Consider the following 20,798-nt stretch of genomic DNA (forward strand, 5'->3'; position numbering starts at 1 on the left):
TACGGGAATGGGGGGGGGACGACGGGGAGCTATTCGGGAGTGACGTCGAGCGCGTGTCCCACGAGTGCGAGCAGTGACTCGATCACCGTGATCCGGTTGCGTGCGTCCATGATCACAACCGGGACGTGCGGGGGTACCGTCAGGGCCTCCCGTACGTCCTCGGCCTCGTAGGACGGAGTCCCCTCGAAGTGGTTGACGGCGACGACGTACGGGATCCCGCAGCTCTCGAAGTAGTCCAGGGCCGGGAAGCAGTCCTTCAGCCGCCGGGTGTCGGCCATCACGATCGCGCCGATCGCACCGCGGACCAGGTCGTCCCACATGAACCAGAACCGCTGCTGGCCCGGGGTGCCGAAGAGGTACAGCACGAGGTCGTCGTCGAGCGTGATCCGTCCGAAGTCCATCGCGACGGTCGTGGTGAGCTTCTCGGGCGTGGCGGTGAGATCGTCGGTCTCCTCGCTCGCCCGCGTCATCAGCGCCTCGGTCTGCAGGGGCGTGATCTCGGAGACCGAGCCGACGAAGGTCGTCTTGCCCACGCCGAAGCCCCCCGCGACAACGATCTTGGTGGCGATCGGTGCACGGGTGTGGTCGTTCTGCCAGGCCTGTACGTTCTCGTCCTCCGCGGCGGTGGGGAGGTCAGAGACGGCGGAGTCCACTCAGCACCCTTTCGAGCAGCGCGCGGTCCGGGCGGCCGTCGCCGTGCCCGGTGCCGTACACGCGTATTCTTCCTTGGTCCGCGAGGTCGCTGAGCAGCACCCGGACCACGCCCAGGGGCATCTTCAGCAGCGCGGAGATCTCGGCGACCGTCCGCATCCGGCGGCAGAGTTCGACGATGGCCCGCATCTCCGGCATGACACGGGACGTGAGGTTGCCGTTCGTCAGCTCCTTGCTTCCCCTGCCTCCGGCGGGGAGACCCCATTCGTCGCCCGCCTCCAGGGCCGCGACGAACGTCTCGACGAGGAGCACGTGGCCGAAGCGGGTGCGGCCTCCGGTGAGCGAGTACGGGCGGACGCGGGCGGGGCGTTTGCCCTCACCCCGCACAGGAAGCCTGGGGGCCGGTTGGGCGGCGGACGTCACTTGGCGCTCTCCAACGATTTGCGCAGCTCACTGCGGACTTCGGGGGTGAGTACGTGTCCTGCGCGGCCCACGAAGAGCGCCATGTGGTACGCGACGACGCTCATGTCGCAGTCCGCGGTGGCGTCCACGCCGAGCAGCGAGCCGTCGCTGATCGACATCACGAAGAGGCTGCCCTCCTCCATCGCGACCATGGTCTGCTTGACACCGCCGCCGTCCATGAGCTTGGCCGCGCCGATGGTGAGGCTGCCGATGCCCGAGACGATGGTGGCGAGGTCGGCGCTCGAACCGCGCGGGCCGTCCTGACGGGATGCCGCGGTGGGGGCGGCGTTGTGGGCCGGGTCCGAGGAGAGCAGGAGAAGCCCGTCGGACGAGACGACGGCGACGGAGCGTACTCCCGGCACCTCCTCGACGAAGTTGCCCAACAGCCAGTGAAGGTTACGGGCTTCGCTGCTCAGCCCGAAGGTTCCTGTCGCGGTCAACTGTGTGCCTCCTCGACGGTGTCCCCCGATTCCTCGCTCTGCGACTGCTGTTCCGTGCCGTGCGTCCGGGTGGTGTCGGCGAACTCCGCCTCCACGTCGCGGCGGCCGTCCTTGGCGCCCTGGTGGAATCCGCCGAGCCGACGGCGCAGTTCCTCGGCGTCGACGGACCTGCGGCGCTCCTTCTGGACACCGAGCGGGGCCACGACCTTGGGAGTCCGCTTGGGCAGCCCCTTGTCGGTGACGGGCTCGGCGGGGTCGGCGGTCTCCGCGACGGCACCGGTCCCGGGCGTCCCGTGTGCGGCGGCGTCCGAGCCGTCGGCGGCGCTCCCGCCGTGCCTGCGGCCGGGGGCCTCCCCCGTCTCGTCGCGCTCGTGGGCGTCGGGCTCCGGCACGGGGTGGGGCAGCCGGACCTGCAGGGTGGTCTCCGGGGTGGAGGCGACGTGTTCGTGGGTGCGGTCGTCCTCGTCGGCCGAACCGGAACCGGCCTCGGGTCGGAAGCCGCTCGGGGCGTCCGCGGGCCCGGGGGCGAAGGGCGAGCGCCCGGGCGCGGCACCACGGGCTTCGGGGGCGGAGGCGCCCTCGCCGGAGGGAGCCGTGAAGCCCTCGGGGCCGGACGGATGGTCGGCCCCGGAGGCGCCGGGCACATGCGCACCGGTGCCCGCCTCGGGGGCGAAGGGCGAGCGCCCGGGCGCGGCCTCGGCGGCGCCGCCCACCGGCGAGGCCCCGGGCTGCGGCTCGAAGGCCCCGGTTCCGGACGTGGTCGTCCCGGTGCCGGACGTGGCCCCGGCGCCGGTGCCCGTCCCGGTCTCCGCCTCCGGCGACTGCCGGGGGCCCGGCACGACGGGCGCGGCCTGCGGTACGACGGGCGCGGTCGCCGGCTCGCCGGCACCGGCGTCCTGGACGGCCTTCTCCGCGGCGGCGACCAGCGGATCGCCGCCGGCGGCGGTGCGACGGCCGGGCAGTGCGTTGGAGTTGGCCTCCGCGACCGAGCCCGGGAGGTTCACCGCCGAACCGGCTCCCGGCACCGGGGCCGTCTGCCTCGTGGCGGTCGCCGCGCCCTCGGGCAGCAGACCCTGCGGGAGGACCACGACGGCGGCGATACCGCCCCCCTTCTGCTCGCGCAGCTGGACGCGCACACCGTGGCGGCGCGCGAGCAGACCGGCCACCTTCAGGCCCAGCCCCTCGCCGCCCTCACCGGGATCGAGGTCGTCGGCCCGCTCGGCGGACGCCAGCCGCGCGTTGAGCTCGTCGAGCCGGTCGGGGGCCATTCCTATGCCCTCGTCCTGGACGGAGAGCATGATCTCGCCGCTCTCCAGCAGCCATCCGGAGAGCTGGACCTGGGCGTCCGGGGGCGAGAAGGAGGTGGCGTTCTCCAGCAGTTCCGCCACCAGGTGGCTCAGGTCGTCGGCGGCGAACCCCGCGACATGGGCGTGCGGCGGCAGCGACTGGATGGTGACGCGCTCGTACCGTTCGATCTCGCTGACCGCGGCCCGCATGACGTCGACGAGCGGCACCGGGCCGGGGTGGCTGTGGCCGTGCTCGGCTCCGGCGAGGACCAGCAGGTTCTCGCTGTGCCGGCGCATCACCGTGGCCATGTGGTCGAGCTTGAAGAGGGTGGCGAGCCGGTCCGGGTCCTGTTCGCGCTCCTCCAGGCTCTCGATGACGCCCAGTTGGCGCTCGACGAGACCGAGGGTGCGCAGGGAGAGGTTGACGAAGGTGTGGCCCACGGTGCGGCGCAGCTTGTCCAGCTGCTCGGTGACCTCGGCGGTGCGCTCCTGGAGTTCCGCTCGCTGGGCGGCGAACTCCTCCCGTACGGCCGCCAGTTCCCCACGCTCTGCGTCCAGGTGCCGGCCGCGGGCGGCGAGGTCCACCAGTCTGCCGTGCAGGGTGTTGAGGGACCGTACGACCTGGGCGAACTCGTCGTTGCGGCCGGTGAAGCGGATCGGCTCCTCGCCCTCGGGCGCGCCGGCGAGGCGGGCGGCGCCGATACGGAGCACGGCGAGCGGCCGCGTGAGGGTGCGGGCGACGGCCGCGGAGATGCCGACCACGACGAGGAGGCAGCCGCCGAGCAGGGCGATGCGCAGTTCCAGGGCGGTGACGTCGTCGTCGCGGAGCTGCTCCAGACGCTCGACCTGGGCGGAGGCGAGTGCCGACTCGACGCCGCGCATCTGCTCGATCCTGGCGGACAGCGATGAGTCGAGCTTCGCGCGGTTGGACCTGCGGTCCTTCTCCGAGAGCTCAGGCTGGTCGGTGAGCCGCGCGAGATAGGCCTCGGCCGTCTTGACGTCGGGGCCGGTGACGGTGCCGGTGAGTCGTCCGCGGGCCGCGGCGCTCGCGGCCTGGTCGAAGTCGGCGAGTGCGGCGAGCTCGCGGACGCGGGCCTGCTGGGCGGCGGAGCTGAGGACGGTCCGGGCGGCCTCGGACCCGGCGTCGTCCTCGGCCTCCACGGGCAGCCCCGTGACCGGATCGAAGGAGGGGCCGTCACTCGCGGGGCCGGGCACGGAGAGGGCGGCGAGCAGCAGACCGCGGGTGGCGGACGCCTGCTCGACGGCCAGGCCGAGGGCCGCGGGCGCGCGGGTGGCTTCGGCGGCGCGGGCCGGGGTCTTCTGGGCGAGCTCGTCGGCCAGCGCGTGCAGCCCCTCGACGATGTCGGTGTACGCCTTGTGCGCCTCGAGCGCGGTGCCCTTGCCGGTGAGCGCCGTGCGCCGGACGGAGTTCACGGCGCCGAGGTCGCGGCGCAGGTCCGCGTGCGCGGCCGGGACGTTGCCGCGGATCTCGTCTATCTGCCGGTCGACGCGGGCGCTGCGGTTGGCGGAGACCTCGCGGCGGTCCTTCTTTTCGCCCTGCTGGTCATCGCGGCCGGCCGCGATGTACGCGGTGACCTCGTCGCGCTCGTCGGCGAGGGAGTGGGCCAGGGTCACGGCCTGCCGGTTGAGCTCGGCGAGGGTGACGAGCCGCTGGGACTCGGTGAGGTCGTTGGAGGCCAGGAGGATCGCCGGAGCACCGGCCGCCGCGACCGTGAGGGTGACCGCGGCCACGCCCGCGACCAGCCGGCGGCGCACGCGCACGGGCCGCCCGCCGGGGAGGAGCGTGGGGTCGGAGGCCGCGCGGGCCTGGGCCGACGGCTCGGTGTACGCCGGAGGCACGGGGTTCGTGTGGCCGTCCGGGGTCGACGAGGGGATCGCGGGCGCCGGTGGCACCTGAGGTGCCACGGGCCCCGAAGAGGCCGTACTGCCCATGCTGCCCTTGCCCCGAGGCCGCTTCTTCTGCACCGGTGCTCGCATTCCTGACTCGTCCGCCCATGAAGCAGAGGTGACGGCCGGTCATCATGAGAGTCCCCCACCCCTGGCACGATCCACGACCATTCCAGCGGCTTCAAGAGGGGGACGCGCATCGGCCACTCCGCCACACGAACGAGTGAACATCACTCCGGAGTTGGCAAACAACTCATTCGCGATTGCACTTTCCGTCCGCGCGGAGGGTCGGTTGGACCTTCGGCCCAGGCTTTGGCAAGATGCCCGCCCGCAGCTCGACGGGTAGTTCTTTCCACGGAGAAGCCCCAGGTCGAACCGGTGGTGGAGACCAATTGGAGGCCCTGGCAGGCTTCGTGAAGGAATCGTGTCGGCTCATGCAGACTGGGATCATGCGCTTCGAACTCGCCTCCGCGCCCGGCGCTGCCGAACGCCCGAACGAGGACTGGGCGTCACTCGCCCTCCCTGCTTCGGGCCAGGGCGGATCGCTGGTCGTACTGGACGGGGTGACGCCGCCCCGTGGCGGCGACGGTTGTGTGCACGGCGTCCCCTGGTTCACCTCGCACCTGGGCGGAGCACTGCTCGAACTGTCCGGTTCGCGGAGGGATATGCCCCTGACCGAGGTCCTGGCCCTCTCCATTCGGCGCACCGCCGACACCCACCGCGGCACATGTGACCTTTCTCACGTCCGCACGCCCCAAGCAACCGTCGTCGTCGTGCGCTGGGGCACGGAAGCGGTCGAGCATCTGGTCCTGTCGGACTCGACACTGCTGATGGAATCGCCGGACGGACGCGTGCACGCCGTGCTGGACGACCGCCTGGACCGCATCCCGCGGGAGGTCCTCCGCTCGCTCAGCGCGACGGACGCCCTGCGCAACCAGGACGGCGGCTTCTTCACCGCGGCCGCGGACCCGGAGGTGGCGGTGCGCGCGGTCACGGGCACGACCCCGCGCGGGCGGGTGCGGGCGGTGGCGGCACTCACCGACGGCGCGTCCCGCTGGACCGACCTCTTCGAGGAGGGGAGCTGGGCGGACCTCATGGCGCTGCTGCGCACGGAGGGACCGAACGGGCTGGTCGAACGGGTGCGGGCGCTGGAGGTTGCGGACTCGCTGCGGGGCGGGGCAACGCGCTGGAAAACCCACGACGACGCGACGGCGGTGTACGCGGAGCTTCAGGGCCCGGTCACCGAAGGCCCGCGGGCCTGACCACACGCGGGCGGACCGCCGACCGGCCGGGGACATCGCCCCGGCTCGGTACGGTCAGCCCTCCTCGGCTCGGGTGTTGAGCTGGTGCAGCAGACGGGCCAGTTCGGCCACCTCCCCGCGGTCCCAGCCGGCCAGCTTGCGCACGTACCGGTCGCGCCGGGCCTTCCGCACCGCCCGGAACCTGGTCAGCCCCTCCTCGGTCAGCGCGACGAGCGAGGCACGCCCGTCGGCAGGATCGGGCTCGCGGGTGACCAGCCCCAGCTCATCCAGTGCGCGGAGCTGCCGGCTCATGGTGGCCTTGCCGACCCCGAAATAGCCGGCGAGATCGGTGGCGCGCTGGGCTCCGGACTCCTCCAGCCGTACAAGCAGTCCGTACGCGGCGGGCTCCAGTTCGGGATGGACCTCGCGGGCCATCTCGCCGGAGCTCGCCCGGGCCCGGCGCAGGAAGACGGCCAACTCCCTCTCCAGAGCCAGGAATTCCGAGACCTCCTGGTCCATGCCGCTCCCTCCCCTCGGCTCGGGTCCACTCCCCGTACCGCTTCCGTGCACGTCAGCACCCTTCGTGCGCTTTCCCGGCGATGAGAAGTTCCTTCGGCGGCCGCCGTCGCCGCAGCTCGACCAGTATTTCGCAGGCGGGTGCCAACGGCGGGCACCGCCTCCCCGTCCGCTGCCGTCCCCTGCCGTCCCCGACACCTGGTGCCCATCTCCGGCCCGTCCGCATCGTGACGTGTCCGCCCCTCACCCGCGGTCCCCGCAGCACACGAGCGCCGGACCGCGTCGCTCGCCGACGGCCGCCGCCCCGGAGCCGGGCCGCAGCGGTCCGTGCGCGGAGCCCCGGTGCGGCAGTGCCGCACCGGGGCTCCGGTCGAACGGGGTCGATCAGCCGCAGCGGCCCGCGGGACGGGTGCGGGTGACCAGGTCCGTGAAGCCGGTCGTGCCGTCCAGCCACACGACCTGCCTGCCGGACACCGCGGCGGGGGAGATCTGCTCACCGCGGTTGCAGGAGACGCGCTCCAGCCGGCTGCCGTCCGTGGTCAGCTGCCACAGCTTCGACAGCGTCTCGTTGCGCCACTGGTTGTCGGGCGTCTGGCTGCTGACGGTGACGGCGTCCTCGGACGCGGTCAGGTCGACGCCGTGCAGCGCCCGCGGCTTCGCCTCGGGGGCGATGTCGAAGACGTTGCGGCCGTCGAGATCCGCACGGCGCACACCCGTCTGGCCGGTGTCGTTGAGGTTCTCGTCGGTCAGCCAGAAGACGTGCTTGCCGTTGATGCCGGTCTGGCCGAGGCTCTGCGGCTCGCCGAGCTGCCCGGTCAGCGTCTTGGTGCCGGTCTTGAGGTCCAGCACCTCGACGCCGAGCAGGTAGCGGGTCTCGCCCGGGTAGAGCTTGGCGTAGGCGATCCTGCCCTGCGAGATCGACGGGAGCGCCGTGGCCAGGAAGAAGCTGCCGCCGTCGGCGTAGGTGGGCCGGGTGTCGCCGGGACGGAGGTAGGCGACGTGGCGGTCGCCGAAGAAGCCGAAGCTCTCGAAGACCACGACGCCGTTCTCGACCCGCAGCCCCGAGATGTCGCTGGTCGAGGTGTACAGCTTCTTGATGGGTCCGCCGGCGAGCGGACGGGAGAGGATGTCCAGGCTCGTGGCGCCGTAGGCCGCCCAGACGACGTTCTTGCCGTCCGTCGCCGGGTACACGTGGAAGCGTCCGTCGTTCGGGCTGATCAGCTTCGGGTGGCCGGAGCCGTCCGCCCTGCCCGCGTAGACCGAGTACGGCTCGGAGCCGTCGTCGTTCGACTGCGACGCCGTCCACCAGCCGCCGCCCGCCTGGACTCCCGTGCCGCTGATGTTCAGCTTGCCGAGGAGCTGGTCGGTGTCGACGCCGAGCGCGTCCTCCCAGCCCGGCACGATGCCGTGGGCACTGAAGGATCGTTTCACCACGTTCTGCTGCTTCGCGGTGACGCCGAGGTCCTTCGCCGCGGCCAGCACCGCGTTGCGGCCCTCTGTGAAGCCGTCGAGCGGCGTCATGTACTCGGACAGCGCCTTGTACACGATCCGGTCCGCGATCTCCCCGCCCAGGTCCTGGCGCATGTCCCACAGCGCGCCGGAGAAGATGGTGGAGTTGAGGTGGACGCCGCCGTTGTCGGTGCCGAACGTCACCCCGAGGAAGTTCTTCGAGGTGGTGGCGCCGTCGTCGAGGTCGCGCAGGGCACAGTCCCGCGGGCCCTTGGTTCGGCACAGGTCCTCGCCGATGAGGCCCGCGTCCGGGTCGTCCATCGACAGGCCGGAGGCGGTGACGTCGATGGCGTTGCCGAAGTAGTCGGCGACGGCCTCGTTCAGCGCGCCGGACTGCCCGGCGTAGACGAGGTTGGCCGTGTTCTCCACGACTCCGTGGGTCATCTCGTGGCCCACGACGTCCAGATCGGCGGAGAGCGGTTTGAACTCATCGTCGCCCGAGCCGTACACCATCTTCTGACCGTCCCAGAAGGCGTTGACGTACGAGCCTCCGAAGAGGGTCACGCCGACCAGCGAGTTCACGGTGGAACCCCGACCGTCGAGTCCGTTACGGCCGTGCTGCTTCTTGTAGTAGTCGTAGACCTGGCCTGCCGCCCAATGGGCGTCGACGGCACCCGCTTCGGTGGCCGCCTTGCCGAACTCGGCGGTCGGGGACTCGAACACCTTGATGCCGCTGGGCCACTGGCCCGCGACGTCGCCGACGTCCTGGCTGGAGGCGTCCCAGGTGCTGAGTGTGTTCTTGCTGGTGTCGGCCATGCGGGCGTGGTCGGTCATGCCGTACCGGCCGGTCACCGCGTCGAAGCTGAGCTCCAGGTCCACCTTCCCGCCGTCCAGGCGCAGTCCGCTGCCCTTGGCGGAGGGGGCGGCGGGCTCGTCGGCCGCGGCGCCCGCCTGCGCGGTGCCTGCCCGGGCCGGCCGGGCGGACGCGGCCATCGGCCCGGTGACGGACTTGATGCCGCTGTACTGCAGCACCGGGAAGCCGGACCGCGCGTCGACGTACACCTCCTCCAGCACCGGCTCGCCGGTCACCGGGTTCGTGCCGCGCACCGTCACATGGCGGGCCAGGACTCCGTCGCCCCTCGGGATGACGACGAGGCCGCCCGCGGTGCCGGTGAGCGCCTGCGCCTTCTGCGACTTCTCGCCCTCCTTGCGGATGGCGTCGGCCTCGGTGAGCCGGGAGTTGCCGAGCCGGGCCGCGGTGGCGCTCACGGCGCGGCGCACCGCCACGTCCTCGGCGACCGTGGCTTCGGTGCCGGTGGTCAGCCCCGTGAAGTACTTGCCGGAGGTGCCGGTGACGACGCGCTTGCCGCCGGAGGTCTCCATCCGCACCACGTACTGGCCGCCGAGGACCGGTATCCCCCGGTGCTTCTGCTGGAGCCGTACGGTCTCGTCGGCGCCCCGCTTCAGCGTGCGGACGGGTGCGAGGTCCCGTCGCGGTTCGGCGATGCGGTAGCGGCTCTCCTTGGCCTCGAGGTGCCCGCGGGCCGCGTCCGCCGGGGCGGCCTTGGCGTCCACGGGCTCGTGCAGCCCTTCGACGAGAGCGGGTGTCGCGGTGTCCTCCCCGGGGACGACCTCGACGGGCGGTGCCGGCGGCGGGGTCGCCGCCTGGGCCGGGACCGCGGTGATCAGGAGACCGGCAGCGGCCAGGAGCGCCGCGGCCCCTGTCCCCCTGGTGATGCCGGATGCCGGTCTTCCCTGGTTGTGCCTGGGCTTGCGCACAGTACGTACCCCTCCCACGTGCTGGTAAGCCGGTTCAGGTGGTCATGGCCATGCAACCCGTGAGGCGTCAACCGATCAATGCGGCGGGTGCGTTGAGAAGTGGACATGCCCACTTGTGTGTCCTGTGAAGGCGGAGTGAGAATCCCCGCATGATCGAGGCGGAGTTGCACTACCTCGGTTTGGGGGCGACCGAGGAGCGCGCGTACGAAGCCCTGCTGGAGGAACGGGCGGAGGGGGCCGAGGACCTGGCCCTGCACCTCCGGTTGCCGAGGGACGAGGTGGACGCGGCGCTCGACCGGCTGGTGGAGCACGGGCTCGCACTGCCGCCGCGCGGAGGCGGGACGTTGCCCCGCCCGGCCGCACCGGCCGCCGCGATCCGCACCCTCATCCACCGCCGCCAGGCCGAACTGCACATGAAATCGGCCGAACTGGAGCGATTACGGATGACCGCCGATCAGCTCGCGGGACGACTGACGGCGGGAGCACCGGCCGTTCCGGGAAGCGGCATCGAAGTGATCACGGGGCAGCGCGCGATCGGGGAGCGCGCCGACGACCTGCTCACGTCCGCGGAGCGCGAAGTGGTCGTCCTGGACCGCCCGCCGTACGTCAAGGGCCGACCGGGATACGGAACCTTCCACATGCCGGGACCCGGCATCGAGGCACTGCTCGACCGGGGAGTGAGCGTGCGGGCCGTGCTGGACCGGGACGGCCTCGCCGCGCCGGAGCGCATCCGGACGCTCAAAGCGCTGGTGGAGCGGGGGCTTCGGGCCCGGGTGGCCCCGGCCGTACCGACCCGGCTGATCGCCGTCGACCGGCGGACCGCCCTGCTGCCTCCGGGGGACGCGGCGGACCCCAGGGCTTCCGCGCTGGTGGTCGGGGACGCGCTGCTGCGCCACGCGCTCTTGCCGCTCTTCGAGACGGTGTGGGACCGGGCGGCCCCGCCGGGCGGGGCGCTGCCCCCGGAGCCTCCGCCGCCGGGCGGGGCGCTGCCCGCCGAGCAGAAGGAACTGCTCGCCCTGCTGGCGGCCGGGCTCAAGGACGAGGCGATCGCACGCAGGCTGGGCGTCCATGTGCACACCGCGCGGCGGCGGATCAGCAGACTGCTGGAGTCGCTCGGCGCCGAGACCCGCTTCCAGGCCGGGGCGCGGGCGACCCTGCGGGGCTGGCTTGACAGCTCGTGAAGAAACGCGGCCCGGGGTGGTGAGAACTCGTCCGGGGTCCGGCCGACGGCGGGTTCCGCCCGGCCGGAGTACCGCGCCGGTCCCCGGCCCGTGTCCGACACCTCACGCCCGGCGCGTCCCGCCCGGCGCGCTCCACGCGGGCCCGGAAACGGAGGTCGCCGTACCCGGGCCCGCGTGGAGCGGGCCGGCGTACGGCGACCTCGTGCAGGGCCGTGCCCCACGGCTCATGCCGCGGCCGGCACCGGCACCTCGGCGGGGGACAGGGCGAGCTCCAGGACCTGGCGGACGTCCGTCACGGGGTGGACCTCCAGTTTCTCCAGGACCTCGGCGGGGACGTCGTCCAGATCGGCCTCGTTGCGCTTGGGGATCACCACGGTGGTGATCCCGGCGCGGTGGGCGGCGAGCAGCTTCTGCTTCACGCCGCCGATGGGCAGCACCCGTCCGGTCAGCGACACCTCACCCGTCATGGCCACATCCGTGCGGACCAGCCGGCCGGAGAGCAGCGACGCCAGCGCGGTCGTCATCGTGATGCCCGCGCTCGGCCCGTCCTTCGGGACCGCACCCGCCGGGAAGTGGATGTGCACCCCGCGGTCCTTCAGATCGCCCACGGGCAGCTCCAGTTCCGCGCCGTGCGAGCGGAGGAAGCTCAGCGCGATCTGTGCGGACTCCTTCATGACGTCGCCGAGCTGACCGGTCAGGGTCAGTCCGGAGGCGCCGGTCTCCGGGTCGGCCAGCGACGCCTCGACGTACAGGACGTCCCCCCCGGCTCCGGTGACCGCCAGTCCCGTGGCCACGCCCGGCACCGCGGTGCGGCGCTCGGCCGGGTCCTGGGCGGACTCGGGCACGTGGTGCGGGCGGCCGATCAGCGCGCGCAGATCGCCGTCGGTGACCGTGAACGGCAGTGCGCGCTCGCCCAGTTCGTGCTGGGCCGCGACCTTCCGCAGCAGCCTGGCCACCGCGCGCTCGAGGTTCCGCACGCCCGCCTCGCGGGTGTACTCGCCCGCCAGCCTGCGCAGCGCGGACTCGTCCAGGGTCACCTCGCCCGGTTCCAGACCGGCCCGCTCCAGCTGGCGCGGGAGCAGGTGGTCCCGGGCGATGACGACCTTCTCGTCCTCGGTGTAACCGTCGAGCCTGACCAGCTCCATCCGGTCGAGCAGCGCCTCCGGGATGGCCTCCAGGACGTTGGCCGTGGCCAGGAAGACCACGTCCGACAGATCGAGCTCGACCTCCAGGTAGTGGTCGCGGAACGTGTGGTTCTGCGCCGGGTCCAGGACCTCGAGCAGCGCCGCCGCCGGGTCGCCGCGGAAGTCGGAGCCCACCTTGTCGATCTCGTCCAGGAGGACCACCGGGTTCATGGACCCGGCCTCCTTGACGGCACGGACGATCCGGCCGGGCAGCGCGCCGACGTAGGTGCGCCGGTGACCGCGGATCTCGGCCTCGTCCCGCACGCCGCCGAGCGCGACGCGGACGAACTCGCGTCCCATCGCATGGGCGACGGACTCGCCGAGCGAGGTCTTGCCGACGCCGGGCGGGCCGACGAGCGCGAGGACCGCGCCGCCGCGCCGGCCGCCGACCACGCCGAGCCCGCGGTCGGAGCGCCGCTTGCGGACCGCCAGGTACTCGGTGATCCGTTCCTTCACGTCGTCCAGGCCCGCGTGCTCGGCGTCCAGGACGGCCTTGGCGCCCCGGATGTCGTACGAGTCCTCCGTGCGTTCGTTCCACGGCAGTTCGAGGACGGTGTCGAGCCAGGTGCGGATCCAGGAGCCCTCCGGGCTCTGGTCGCTGGAGCGCTCGAGCTTCCCGACCTCCTTGAGGGCGGCCTCTCGGACGTTCTCCGGGAGTTCGGCGGCCTCGACGCGGGCACGGTAGTCGTCGGACTCGTCGTCGGCGGACTCGCCGCCCAGTTCCCGCAGTTCCTTGCGCACGGCGTCCAGCTGGCGGCGCAGCAGGAACTCGCGCTGCTGCTTGTCGACGCCCTCCTGGACGTCCTTGGCGATGGACTCGGCCACGTCCTGCTCGGCGAGGTGCTCGCGGAGCTGCTCGGTGGCCAGCCTGAGGCGGGCGACCGGATCACCGGTCTCCAGCAGCTCGACCTTCTGAGCCGTGCTCAGGAAGGGCGAGTATCCGGCGTTGTCGGCGAGCGCGGGAACGTCGTCGATCTGCTGGACCCGGTCCACGACCTGCCAGGCTCCGCGCTTGCGCAGCCAGCTGGTGGCGAGGGCCTTGTACTCCTTGACGAGCTCCGTGACCGAGCCCGGCAGCGGGTCGGGCAGGGTCTCGTCGATGAGGGTGCCGTGGATCCAGAGGGCGGCACCGGGGCCGGTCGTGCCGGCTCCGACGCGCACCCGGCTGTGGCCCCTGATCAGGGCGCCGGGGTCTCCGTCGGAGAGCCGTCCCACCTGCTCGACGGTGCCGAGCACACCGGTCGCGGCGTAGGTGCCGTCGATCCTGGGGACGAGCAGCACCTTCGGCTTCCCGGGCGCCGCTCCGGCTGCCGCCTGGGCGGCTTCCACCGCGGCCCGTACGTCGTTGTCGGACAGGTCGAGCGGTACCACCATCCCCGGCAGCACGACCTCGTCGTCGAGTGGCAGCACAGGCAGGGTGAGCGGTGTGGGCGTCGAAGCCATGATCTCCCCTTCGGCAGTCAAGTTGAGTTACACGGACTCAATGCAAAGGCGGCCGCCGATGTTCCCCCGGGGGTGTTCGCCGTGAGCGATACCGCCTGCCGCATTCACCGGTCCACCGAGCGTAATGAGCGCATTGCGGATGCATCTCTTACACAAGCCATTCGGGTCTGGGCGGACGGCTGGATGGTGCGGTCTCCCGAGCCGATTCCGGCGCCCGGAAGCGTCGCACGAAGACTCCCGCGTCCCGGCCGCCCTCGCCCTCGGTCGCGCCATGGCGACCGGCCGGTGCGCCGGCCCGCCCGGGCAGCGCGATCATTCCGCACCCGTCCACGACCTGCGCCATTCGGCCGCCCGGTCGCAGCACTGGTGCCGCGCCGGCCGAGGTTCCCCCTCGTGACGGGCGGACAGCCCCCGGCACGGCGCTAGCCTGAGGGCCCATGGAGCCTCTCCGCCACGCCGCCGCCCCACGGACCCTCGACCGGCGCGCTGGACCGTACGGCGAGGTGGTCCTGCGGGAACGAGGCGGCCCCGACGGGGAGATCCACGAGATCATCGCCAATGGCTGCTTCCTGATGGACACATCGGACGGCCGCTCCGAGCGGCTCCTCATGGACGTCGCGTACGCGGCCCTCGACGGACGGCCGGACCCGTCCGTACTGATCGGCGGACTGGGAGTCGGCTTCTCCCTCGCCCGTGCGGCAGCCGAGCCCGGCTGGTCCCGGATCGCGGTCGCCGAGCGGGAACAGGCGATCATCGACTGGCACTCGTCGGGCCCGCTGGAGCGCATCTCCGCCGCGGCACTGGCAGATCCACGCACGAGCGTCCTGCACACGGACCTCGTGGGGTATCTCCATAACACTTCGGACACGTATGACGCGCTCTGCCTCGACATCGACAACGGCCCGGACTGGACCGTCACCGAGGGCAACGGCAGTCTCTACTCGCCGGTCGGACTGGCCGCCTGCGCACGGTGTTTGAGCCCCGGAGGAGTCCTCGCCGTCTGGTCGGCGCAGCCTTCCCGGATTTTCGAGGACTCATTGCGGAATGCCGGATTCAGCGGGGTAAGAACCGAAGAGATCCCGGTTGCCCGAGGCGTACCTGACGTGGTCCACCTGGCAGTTCGCCCTGCGTAGCCGGGACCTGGTCGGTGCCTTTACGCTGCCTACCTGACACACCGATCTACACGCAGCTCGCAGTGCGCGACAGGGGCGGGGCGATGGAGCAGACACACACCAGCAGCAACGGCGCGGCGGCACAGCCGACCGGAAGTGCCCAGCGCCGGGTGCTGGTCGTCGAGGACGACACCACCATCGTCGACGCCGTCTCGGCCCGTCTGCGCGCCGAGGGCTTCCTCGTCCAGACCGCGACCGACGGCCCCGCGGCCGTCGACGCGGCCGAGGCCTGGCAGCCGGACCTGATGATCCTCGACGTGATGCTGCCCGGCTTCGACGGCCTCGAGGTGTGCCGCCGGGTGCAGGCCCAGCGGCCCGTCCCCGTGCTGATGCTCACCGCCCGCGACGACGAGACCGACATGCTGGTCGGACTCGGCGTGGGCGCCGACGACTACATGACCAAGCCGTTCTCCATGCGCGAACTGGCCGCCCGGGTGCACGTCCTGCTGCGGCGGGTGGAGCGCGCCGCGCTGGCCGCCGTGACGCCCCGCAGCGGCATCCTGCGCCTCGGCGAGCTGGAGATCGACCACGCCCAGCGCCGCGTCCGCGTCCGGAACGAGGACGTGCACCTCACTCCGACCGAGTTCGACCTGCTCGTGTGCCTGGCCAGCACCCCGCGTGCGGTCCTCTCCCGCGAGCAGCTGCTCGCCGAGGTCTGGGACTGGGCGGACGCCTCCGGCACCCGCACGGTCGACAGCCACATCAAGGCGCTGCGCCGCAAGATCGGTGCCGAGCGGATCCGTACCGTGCACGGTGTCGGGTACGCCCTGGAGACCCCGGCGCCGTGATCCGGCGGAGCCGGCTCGGGTCCCGGCTGGGGGCGGTGGAGATCTCGATCAAGACCAAACTCGGTGCGCTGGTCGTCGCGGCCGTGCTGATCACGACCGGGCTGGCGCTGGTCGCCTTCCGCACCGGGGCGGAACTGCGCTACATCACGGTCTTCGCCATGATCACCACGCTGCTGATCACCCAGTTCGTGGCCCACGGACTGACCGCTCCGCTGGACGAGATGAACACCGTCGCGAAGTCGATCTCCCACGGCGACTTCACCCGCCGGGTACGGGGCGACGGCCGCCGCGACGAGCTGGGGGACCTCGCCTCCACCATCAACCGCATGGCGGACGACCTGGAGGCCGTGGACCAGCACCGCAAGGAGCTGGTCGCCAATGTCTCGCACGAGCTGCGCACGCCCATCGCGGCGTTGCGCGCGGTGCTGGAGAACGTCGTGGACGGCGTCTCGGCGGCCGACCCCGAGACGATGCGTACCGCGCTGAAGCAGACGGAGAGGCTGTCCCGGCTGGTCGAGACGTTGCTCGACCTCTCCCGGCTGGACAACGGCGTCGTGACGCTCAAGGCCCGGCGCTTCGAGGTCTGGCCCTATCTGTCCGGAGTGCTGAAGGAGGCCAACCTGGCCGCCGGGCAGCGCAGGCTGTCCTCCGGATCGGGCAGCCACACCCGCAAGGACGTCCATCTGCACCTGGACGTCTTCCCGCCCGAACTGACCGCGCACGCGGACGCCGAGCGGCTGCACCAGGTCGTGGCGAATCTCATCGACAACGCGGTCAAGCACTCACCTCCGCACGGCAGGGTCACGGTCCGTGCCCGCAGGGGCTTCCAGGCCGAGTCCCTGGACCTCGAGGTCCAGGACGAAGGTCCCGGGATCCCCGAGTCCGAATGGCACAAGGTCTTCGAACGCTTCAACCGGGGCAACACCCCGTCGAAGCAGGGCTCGGGCAGCGACGGGGGCACGGGTCTGGGCCTGGCCATCGCGCGCTGGGCGGTGGAGTTGCACGGCGGCCGCATCGGCGTGGCCGAATCGACACGGGGCTGCCGCATCCGGGTCACCCTTCCGGGAAACCCCGTGGCGCGCGGTTGACGTAGGGTTCGAAGAGGAGCGAAGCCCGTGGCGAACCGGACAGGCGCGTCCTGCGTCCATGTGTCCGGGGAGCAGGACAAGGGTGCGGCCCGCGGGGCCGCAGCCGCGTTCCGCCGTACCCAGTCCGTAGGGGAACCACGCTTGTTTCCCGCCATTTCCTACGCCGAAACCGGTTGTCAGGTGTGACTTAGGCGACGATGACCACGCCCGGCCTGCACCTCCCTGCCGCGTAGGCGTAGCCTTTATTTCCGCTGTCCATCACCTTGTGAAGCGGAAGAGGGCGGTTGCCGCCGTGTCGTCTCAGTCCCCCAGTAACTCGAGTACTTCGACCGACCCCGACGGGCAGGGGAAGAACCCCGCCGCCGCGTTCGGGGCCAATGAGTGGCTCGTCGACGAGATCTACCAGCAGTACCTCCAGGACCCGAATTCGGTCGACCGCGCCTGGTGGGACTTCTTCGCCGACTACAAGCCGGGCGGCGGGGCCGCCGGCGAGGCCGCCCCGGCGGCGCCGGCCGCGACGGCCACGGAGACGCCGGGCACCGCACAGGCTCCGGCTCCCGCGGCCCCCGCCGCGCAGTCCCAGGCGCCGGCCGCGCCCGCGAAGCCCGCCGCCGCGGCACCGGCCCCTTCGAAGCCCGCCGCTCCCGCGAAGCCCGCCGCCGCTCCGGCGAAGCCCGCCGCCAAGGCCGCTCCGGCGGCCGGGGCGCCCGACGGCCCGGAGATGCTGCCGCTGCGCGGCCCCTCCGCCGCGGTCGCGAAGAACATGAACGCCTCGCTGGAGCTGCCGACGGCCACATCCGTCCGCGCCGTCCCGGTGAAGCTGCTCTTCGACAACCGGATCGTCATCAACAACCACCTGAAGCGCGCCCGTGGCGGGAAGATCTCCTTCACGCACATCATCGGGTACGCGATGGTGCAGGCGATCAAGGCCATGCCGTCGATGAACTGGTCCTACGGCGAGAAGGACGGCAAGCCTGTCCTGGTCAAGCCCGCGCACGTGAACCTCGGCCTCGCCATCGACCTGGTGAAGCCGAACGGCGACCGGCAGCTCGTCGTCGCGGCCATCAAGAAGGCCGAGACCATGAACTTCTTCGAGTTCTGGCAGGCCTACGAGGACATCGTCCGCCGCGCCCGCAGCAACAAGCTGACGATGGACGACTTCAGCGGCGTCACCGTCTCGCTGACCAACCCCGGCGGCCTCGGCACCGTCCACTCCGTGCCCCGGCTGATGCCCGGACAGTCGGTGATCATGGGCGTCGGCTCGATGGACTACCCGGCCGAGTTCCAGGGCACCTCCCAGGACACCCTGAACAAGCTGGGCGTCTCCAAAGTCATGACCCTGACCTCGACGTACGACCACCGGGTCATCCAGGGCGCCGCGTCCGGCGAGTTCCTGCGGATCGTCGCCAATCTCCTCCTCGGCGAGGAAGGCTTCTACGACGACGTCTTCGAGGCGCTGCGCATCCCCTACGAGCCGGTCCGCTGGCTCAAGGACATCGACGCCTCGCACGACGACGACGTCACCAAGGCCGCCCGGGTCTTCGAACTGATCCACTCCTACCGGGTCCGCGGCCACGTCATGGCCGACACCGACCCGCTGGAGTACCGCCAGCGCAAGCACCCCGACCTGGACATCACCGAGCACGGGCTCACCCTGTGGGACCTGGAGCGCGAGTTCGCGGTCGGCGGCTTCGGCGGCAAGTCGATGATGAAGCTGCGCGACATCCTCGGCGTCCTGCGCGACTCGTACTGCCGCACCACCGGCATCGAGTTCATGCACATCCAGGACCCGAAGCAGCGCAAGTGGATCCAGGACCGGGTGGAGCGCCCGCACGCCAAGCCGGAGCGCGAGGAGCAGCTGCGCATCCTGCGCCGGCTGAACGCGGCGGAGGCCTTCGAGACCTTCCTGCAGACCAAGTACGTCGGCCAGAAGCGCTTCTCGCTGGAGGGCGGCGAGTCCGTCATCCCGCTGCTCGACGCGGTCATCGACTCGGCTGCCGAGTCCCGCCTCGACGAGGTCGTCATCGGCATGGCCCACCGCGGCCGGCTGAACGTCCTGGCGAACATCGTCGGCAAGTCGTACGCGCAGATCTTCCGCGAGTTCGAGGGCAACCTCGACCCGAAGTCGATGCACGGCTCCGGCGACGTGAAGTACCACCTGGGCGCCGAGGGCACCTTCACCGGCCTCGACGGCGAGCAGATCAAGGTGTCGCTGGTCGCCAACCCGTCGCACCTGGAGGCCGTCGACCCGGTCCTCGAGGGCGTCGTGCGCGCCAAGCAGGACATCATCAACAAGGGCGGCACGGACTTCACCGTCCTGCCGGTCGCCCTGCACGGCGACGCGGCCTTCGCCGGCCAGGGCGTCGTCGCCGAGACCCTGAACATGTCGCAGCTGCGCGGCTACCGCACCGGCGGCACGGTCCACATCGTCATCAACAACCAGGTCGGCTTCACCGCCGCCCCGGAGTCGTCGCGTTCGTCGATGTACGCGACCGACGTGGCCCGCATGATCGAGGCGCCGATCTTCCACGTGAACGGCGACGACCCGGAGGCGTGCGTCCGTGTGGCGCGGCTCGCCTTCGAGTTCCGCCAGACGTTCAACAAGGACGTCGTGATCGACCTCATCTGCTACCGCCGCCGCGGTCACAACGAGGGCGACAACCCGCAGTTCACCAACCCGCAGATGGTGAACCTGATCGACAAGAAGCGCTCGGTGCGCAAGCTCTACACCGAGTCGCTCATCGGCCGCGGCGACATCACCCTGGAAGAGGCCGAACAGGCGCTGCAGGACTTCCAGGGCCAGCTGGAGAAGGTCTTCGCGGAGGTCCGCGAGGCCACCAGCCACCCGGCGCCGGCCCATGTCCCGGACGCCCAGGCCGAGTTCCCGGTGTCCGTCACCACGGGGATCTCCCAGGAGGTCGTCAAGCGGATCGCCGAGTCCCAGGTCAACGTCCCCGACAACATCACCGTCCACCCGCGTCTGCTGCCGCAGCTGCAGCGCCGCGCGGCCTCGGTCGAGGACGGCACGATCGACTGGGGCATGGGCGAGACCCTCGCCATCGGCTCGCTGCTGATGGAGGGCACCCCGGTCCGGCTCGCCGGCCAGGACACCCGCCGGGGCACCTTCGGCCAGCGCCACGCGGTGCTGGTGGACCAGGAGACCAACGAGGACTACACCCCGCTGCTCTACCTGTCCGAGGACCAGGCCCGCTACAACGTCTACGACTCGCTGCTCAGCGAGTACGCGGCGATGGGCTTCGAGTACGGCTACTCGCTGGCCCGCCCGGAGTCGCTGGTCATGTGGGAGGCCCAGTTCGGTGACTTCGTCAACGGCGCCCAGACCGTCGTCGACGAGTTCATCTCCTCCGCAGAGCAGAAGTGGGGCCAGACCTCCGGCGTCACGCTGCTCCTGCCTCACGGCTACGAGGGCCAGGGACCGGACCACAGCTCCGCCCGCCCGGAGCGCTTCCTCCAGCTGTGTGCGCAGAACAACATGACGGTCGCCATGCCGACCCTGCCGTCGAACTACTTCCACCTGCTGCGCTGGCAGGTCCACAACCCGCACCACAAGCCGCTCATCGTCTTCACCCCGAAGTCGATGCTGCGTCTGAAGGCCGCAGCGTCCAAGGTGGAGGAGTTCACCACCGGCGGCTTCCGCCCGGTCATCGGGGACACGGCGGTCGATTCGGGAGTGGTGAACGCGGCCGACGTCCGCAAGGTCGTCTTCTGCTCCGGCAAGGTCTACTACGACCTCGAGGCCGAGCGGCAGAAGCGCGGTGCCACGGACACGGCGATCATCCGCCTCGAGCGTCTCTACCCGCTGCCGGGTGCGGAACTGCAGGCCGAGATCGCCAAGTTCCCGAACACCGAGAAGTACCTGTGGGTCCAGGAGGAGCCGGCGAACCAGGGTGCCTGGCCGTTCATCGCCCTCAACCTGATCGACCACCTGGACCTGGCGGTCGGCGCGGACATCCCGCACGGCGAGCGCCTGCGCCGCATCTCCCGCCCCCACTCGTCGTCCCCGGCGGTGGGCTCGGCGAAGCGGCACCAGGCGGAGCAGCAGCAGCTGGTCAACGAGGTCTTCGAGGCCTGACGCCGCTGAGGCGGTACGCACGGGACGGAGGGCGCGGCCCCGCGAGCGATCGCGGGACCGCGCCCTCCGGCGTGTGCGGCCGGCGGACGGCTCGCGGCAGGCGTGCACGCCTGCCGC

Annotated in this window: 13 protein-coding genes; 6 read left to right on the top strand and 7 right to left on the bottom strand. The window is 71.5% G+C overall.

Features of this window, described 5'->3' with window-relative positions; genetic code table 11:
• Positions 1–29: 29 nt before the first annotated feature.
• From AB0J10_RS30765 to AB0J10_RS30780, 4 genes are read right to left on the bottom strand one after another with little or no spacing between them, the layout of a single operon-like run.
• Positions 30–653 (bottom strand): ATP/GTP-binding protein, encoded by a 624-nt coding sequence (locus AB0J10_RS30765; protein WP_363066218.1) that lies wholly within the window; start codon positions 651–653, stop codon positions 30–32.
• Positions 634–1,074 carry a DUF742 domain-containing protein gene (locus AB0J10_RS30770; protein WP_363066220.1) on the bottom strand — a complete coding sequence of 147 codons (441 nt, stop codon included), beginning with the start codon at positions 1,072–1,074 and terminating at the stop codon, positions 634–636. The genes AB0J10_RS30765 and AB0J10_RS30770 overlap by 20 nt, the downstream gene beginning before the upstream one ends.
• A complete protein-coding gene (locus AB0J10_RS30775) occupies positions 1,071–1,553 on the bottom strand; it encodes a roadblock/LC7 domain-containing protein (protein WP_363066222.1) in 483 nt (160 codons plus the stop codon). The genes AB0J10_RS30770 and AB0J10_RS30775 overlap by 4 nt, the downstream gene beginning before the upstream one ends.
• Positions 1,550–4,825 carry a nitrate- and nitrite sensing domain-containing protein gene (locus tag AB0J10_RS30780; RefSeq protein ID WP_363066224.1) on the bottom strand — a complete coding sequence of 1,092 codons (3,276 nt, stop codon included), beginning with the start codon at positions 4,823–4,825 and terminating at the stop codon, positions 1,550–1,552. Before AB0J10_RS30780 ends, AB0J10_RS30775 begins: the two co-directional genes overlap by 4 nt.
• A gap of 371 nt (positions 4,826–5,196) precedes the next feature.
• Between AB0J10_RS30780 and AB0J10_RS30785 the strand changes: the two genes are divergently transcribed.
• Positions 5,197–6,009 carry a protein phosphatase 2C domain-containing protein gene (locus tag AB0J10_RS30785; RefSeq protein WP_363066244.1) on the top strand — a complete coding sequence of 271 codons (813 nt, stop codon included), beginning with the start codon at positions 5,197–5,199 and terminating at the stop codon, positions 6,007–6,009.
• Between the two features lie 54 nt (positions 6,010–6,063).
• Here the strand turns inward: AB0J10_RS30785 and AB0J10_RS30790 are convergent, their stop codons facing one another.
• Together AB0J10_RS30790 and AB0J10_RS30795 are read right to left on the bottom strand one after the other, a co-directional pair.
• Positions 6,064–6,507, bottom strand: coding sequence for a MarR family transcriptional regulator (locus AB0J10_RS30790; protein ID WP_363066226.1), 444 nt, complete (start codon positions 6,505–6,507; stop codon positions 6,064–6,066).
• Positions 6,508–6,888: 381 nt separating this feature from the next.
• Positions 6,889–9,732: a M4 family metallopeptidase gene (locus AB0J10_RS30795; RefSeq protein WP_363066228.1), complete on the bottom strand. Its 2,844-nt coding sequence runs from the start codon at positions 9,730–9,732 to the stop codon at positions 6,889–6,891.
• 149 nt (positions 9,733–9,881) lie between these two features.
• On the opposite strand from AB0J10_RS30795, the gene AB0J10_RS30800 reads away from it, so the two are divergent.
• On the top strand, positions 9,882–10,913 hold the full coding sequence (locus AB0J10_RS30800; RefSeq protein WP_363066230.1) for a helix-turn-helix domain-containing protein: 1,032 nt from the start codon (positions 9,882–9,884) through the stop codon (positions 10,911–10,913).
• 224 nt (positions 10,914–11,137) lie between these two features.
• Here the strand turns inward: AB0J10_RS30800 and lon are convergent, their stop codons facing one another.
• Positions 11,138–13,540 (bottom strand): endopeptidase La, encoded by a 2,403-nt coding sequence (gene lon, locus AB0J10_RS30805; RefSeq protein ID WP_363066232.1) that lies wholly within the window; start codon positions 13,538–13,540, stop codon positions 11,138–11,140.
• Positions 13,541–13,977: 437 nt separating this feature from the next.
• Here lon and AB0J10_RS30810 point away from each other — a divergent pair, with 437 nt between their 5' ends.
• The 4 genes from AB0J10_RS30810 to AB0J10_RS30825 all read left to right on the top strand — a co-directional run bounded on the left by AB0J10_RS30810 (position 13,978) and on the right by AB0J10_RS30825 (position 20,681).
• On the top strand, positions 13,978–14,673 hold the full coding sequence (locus AB0J10_RS30810) for a spermidine synthase (RefSeq protein WP_363066234.1): 696 nt from the start codon (positions 13,978–13,980) through the stop codon (positions 14,671–14,673).
• Positions 14,674–14,756: 83 nt separating this feature from the next.
• A complete protein-coding gene (locus AB0J10_RS30815) occupies positions 14,757–15,500 on the top strand; it encodes a response regulator transcription factor (RefSeq protein WP_363066236.1) in 744 nt (247 codons plus the stop codon).
• The gene (locus AB0J10_RS30820; protein WP_363066238.1) at positions 15,497–16,588 is read left to right on the top strand and encodes a HAMP domain-containing sensor histidine kinase; all 1,092 of its coding nucleotides are present in this window, start codon (positions 15,497–15,499) and stop codon (positions 16,586–16,588) included. The genes AB0J10_RS30815 and AB0J10_RS30820 overlap by 4 nt, the downstream gene beginning before the upstream one ends.
• Positions 16,589–16,880: 292 nt before the next feature.
• Positions 16,881–20,681: a multifunctional oxoglutarate decarboxylase/oxoglutarate dehydrogenase thiamine pyrophosphate-binding subunit/dihydrolipoyllysine-residue succinyltransferase subunit gene (locus tag AB0J10_RS30825; RefSeq protein ID WP_363066240.1), complete on the top strand. Its 3,801-nt coding sequence runs from the start codon at positions 16,881–16,883 to the stop codon at positions 20,679–20,681.
• Positions 20,682–20,798: the final 117 nt, after the last annotated feature.

It is taken from the genome of Streptomyces sp. NPDC049887, assembly GCF_040656535.1.
In the GTDB taxonomy this organism is placed as follows: domain Bacteria; phylum Actinomycetota; class Actinomycetes; order Streptomycetales; family Streptomycetaceae; genus Streptomyces.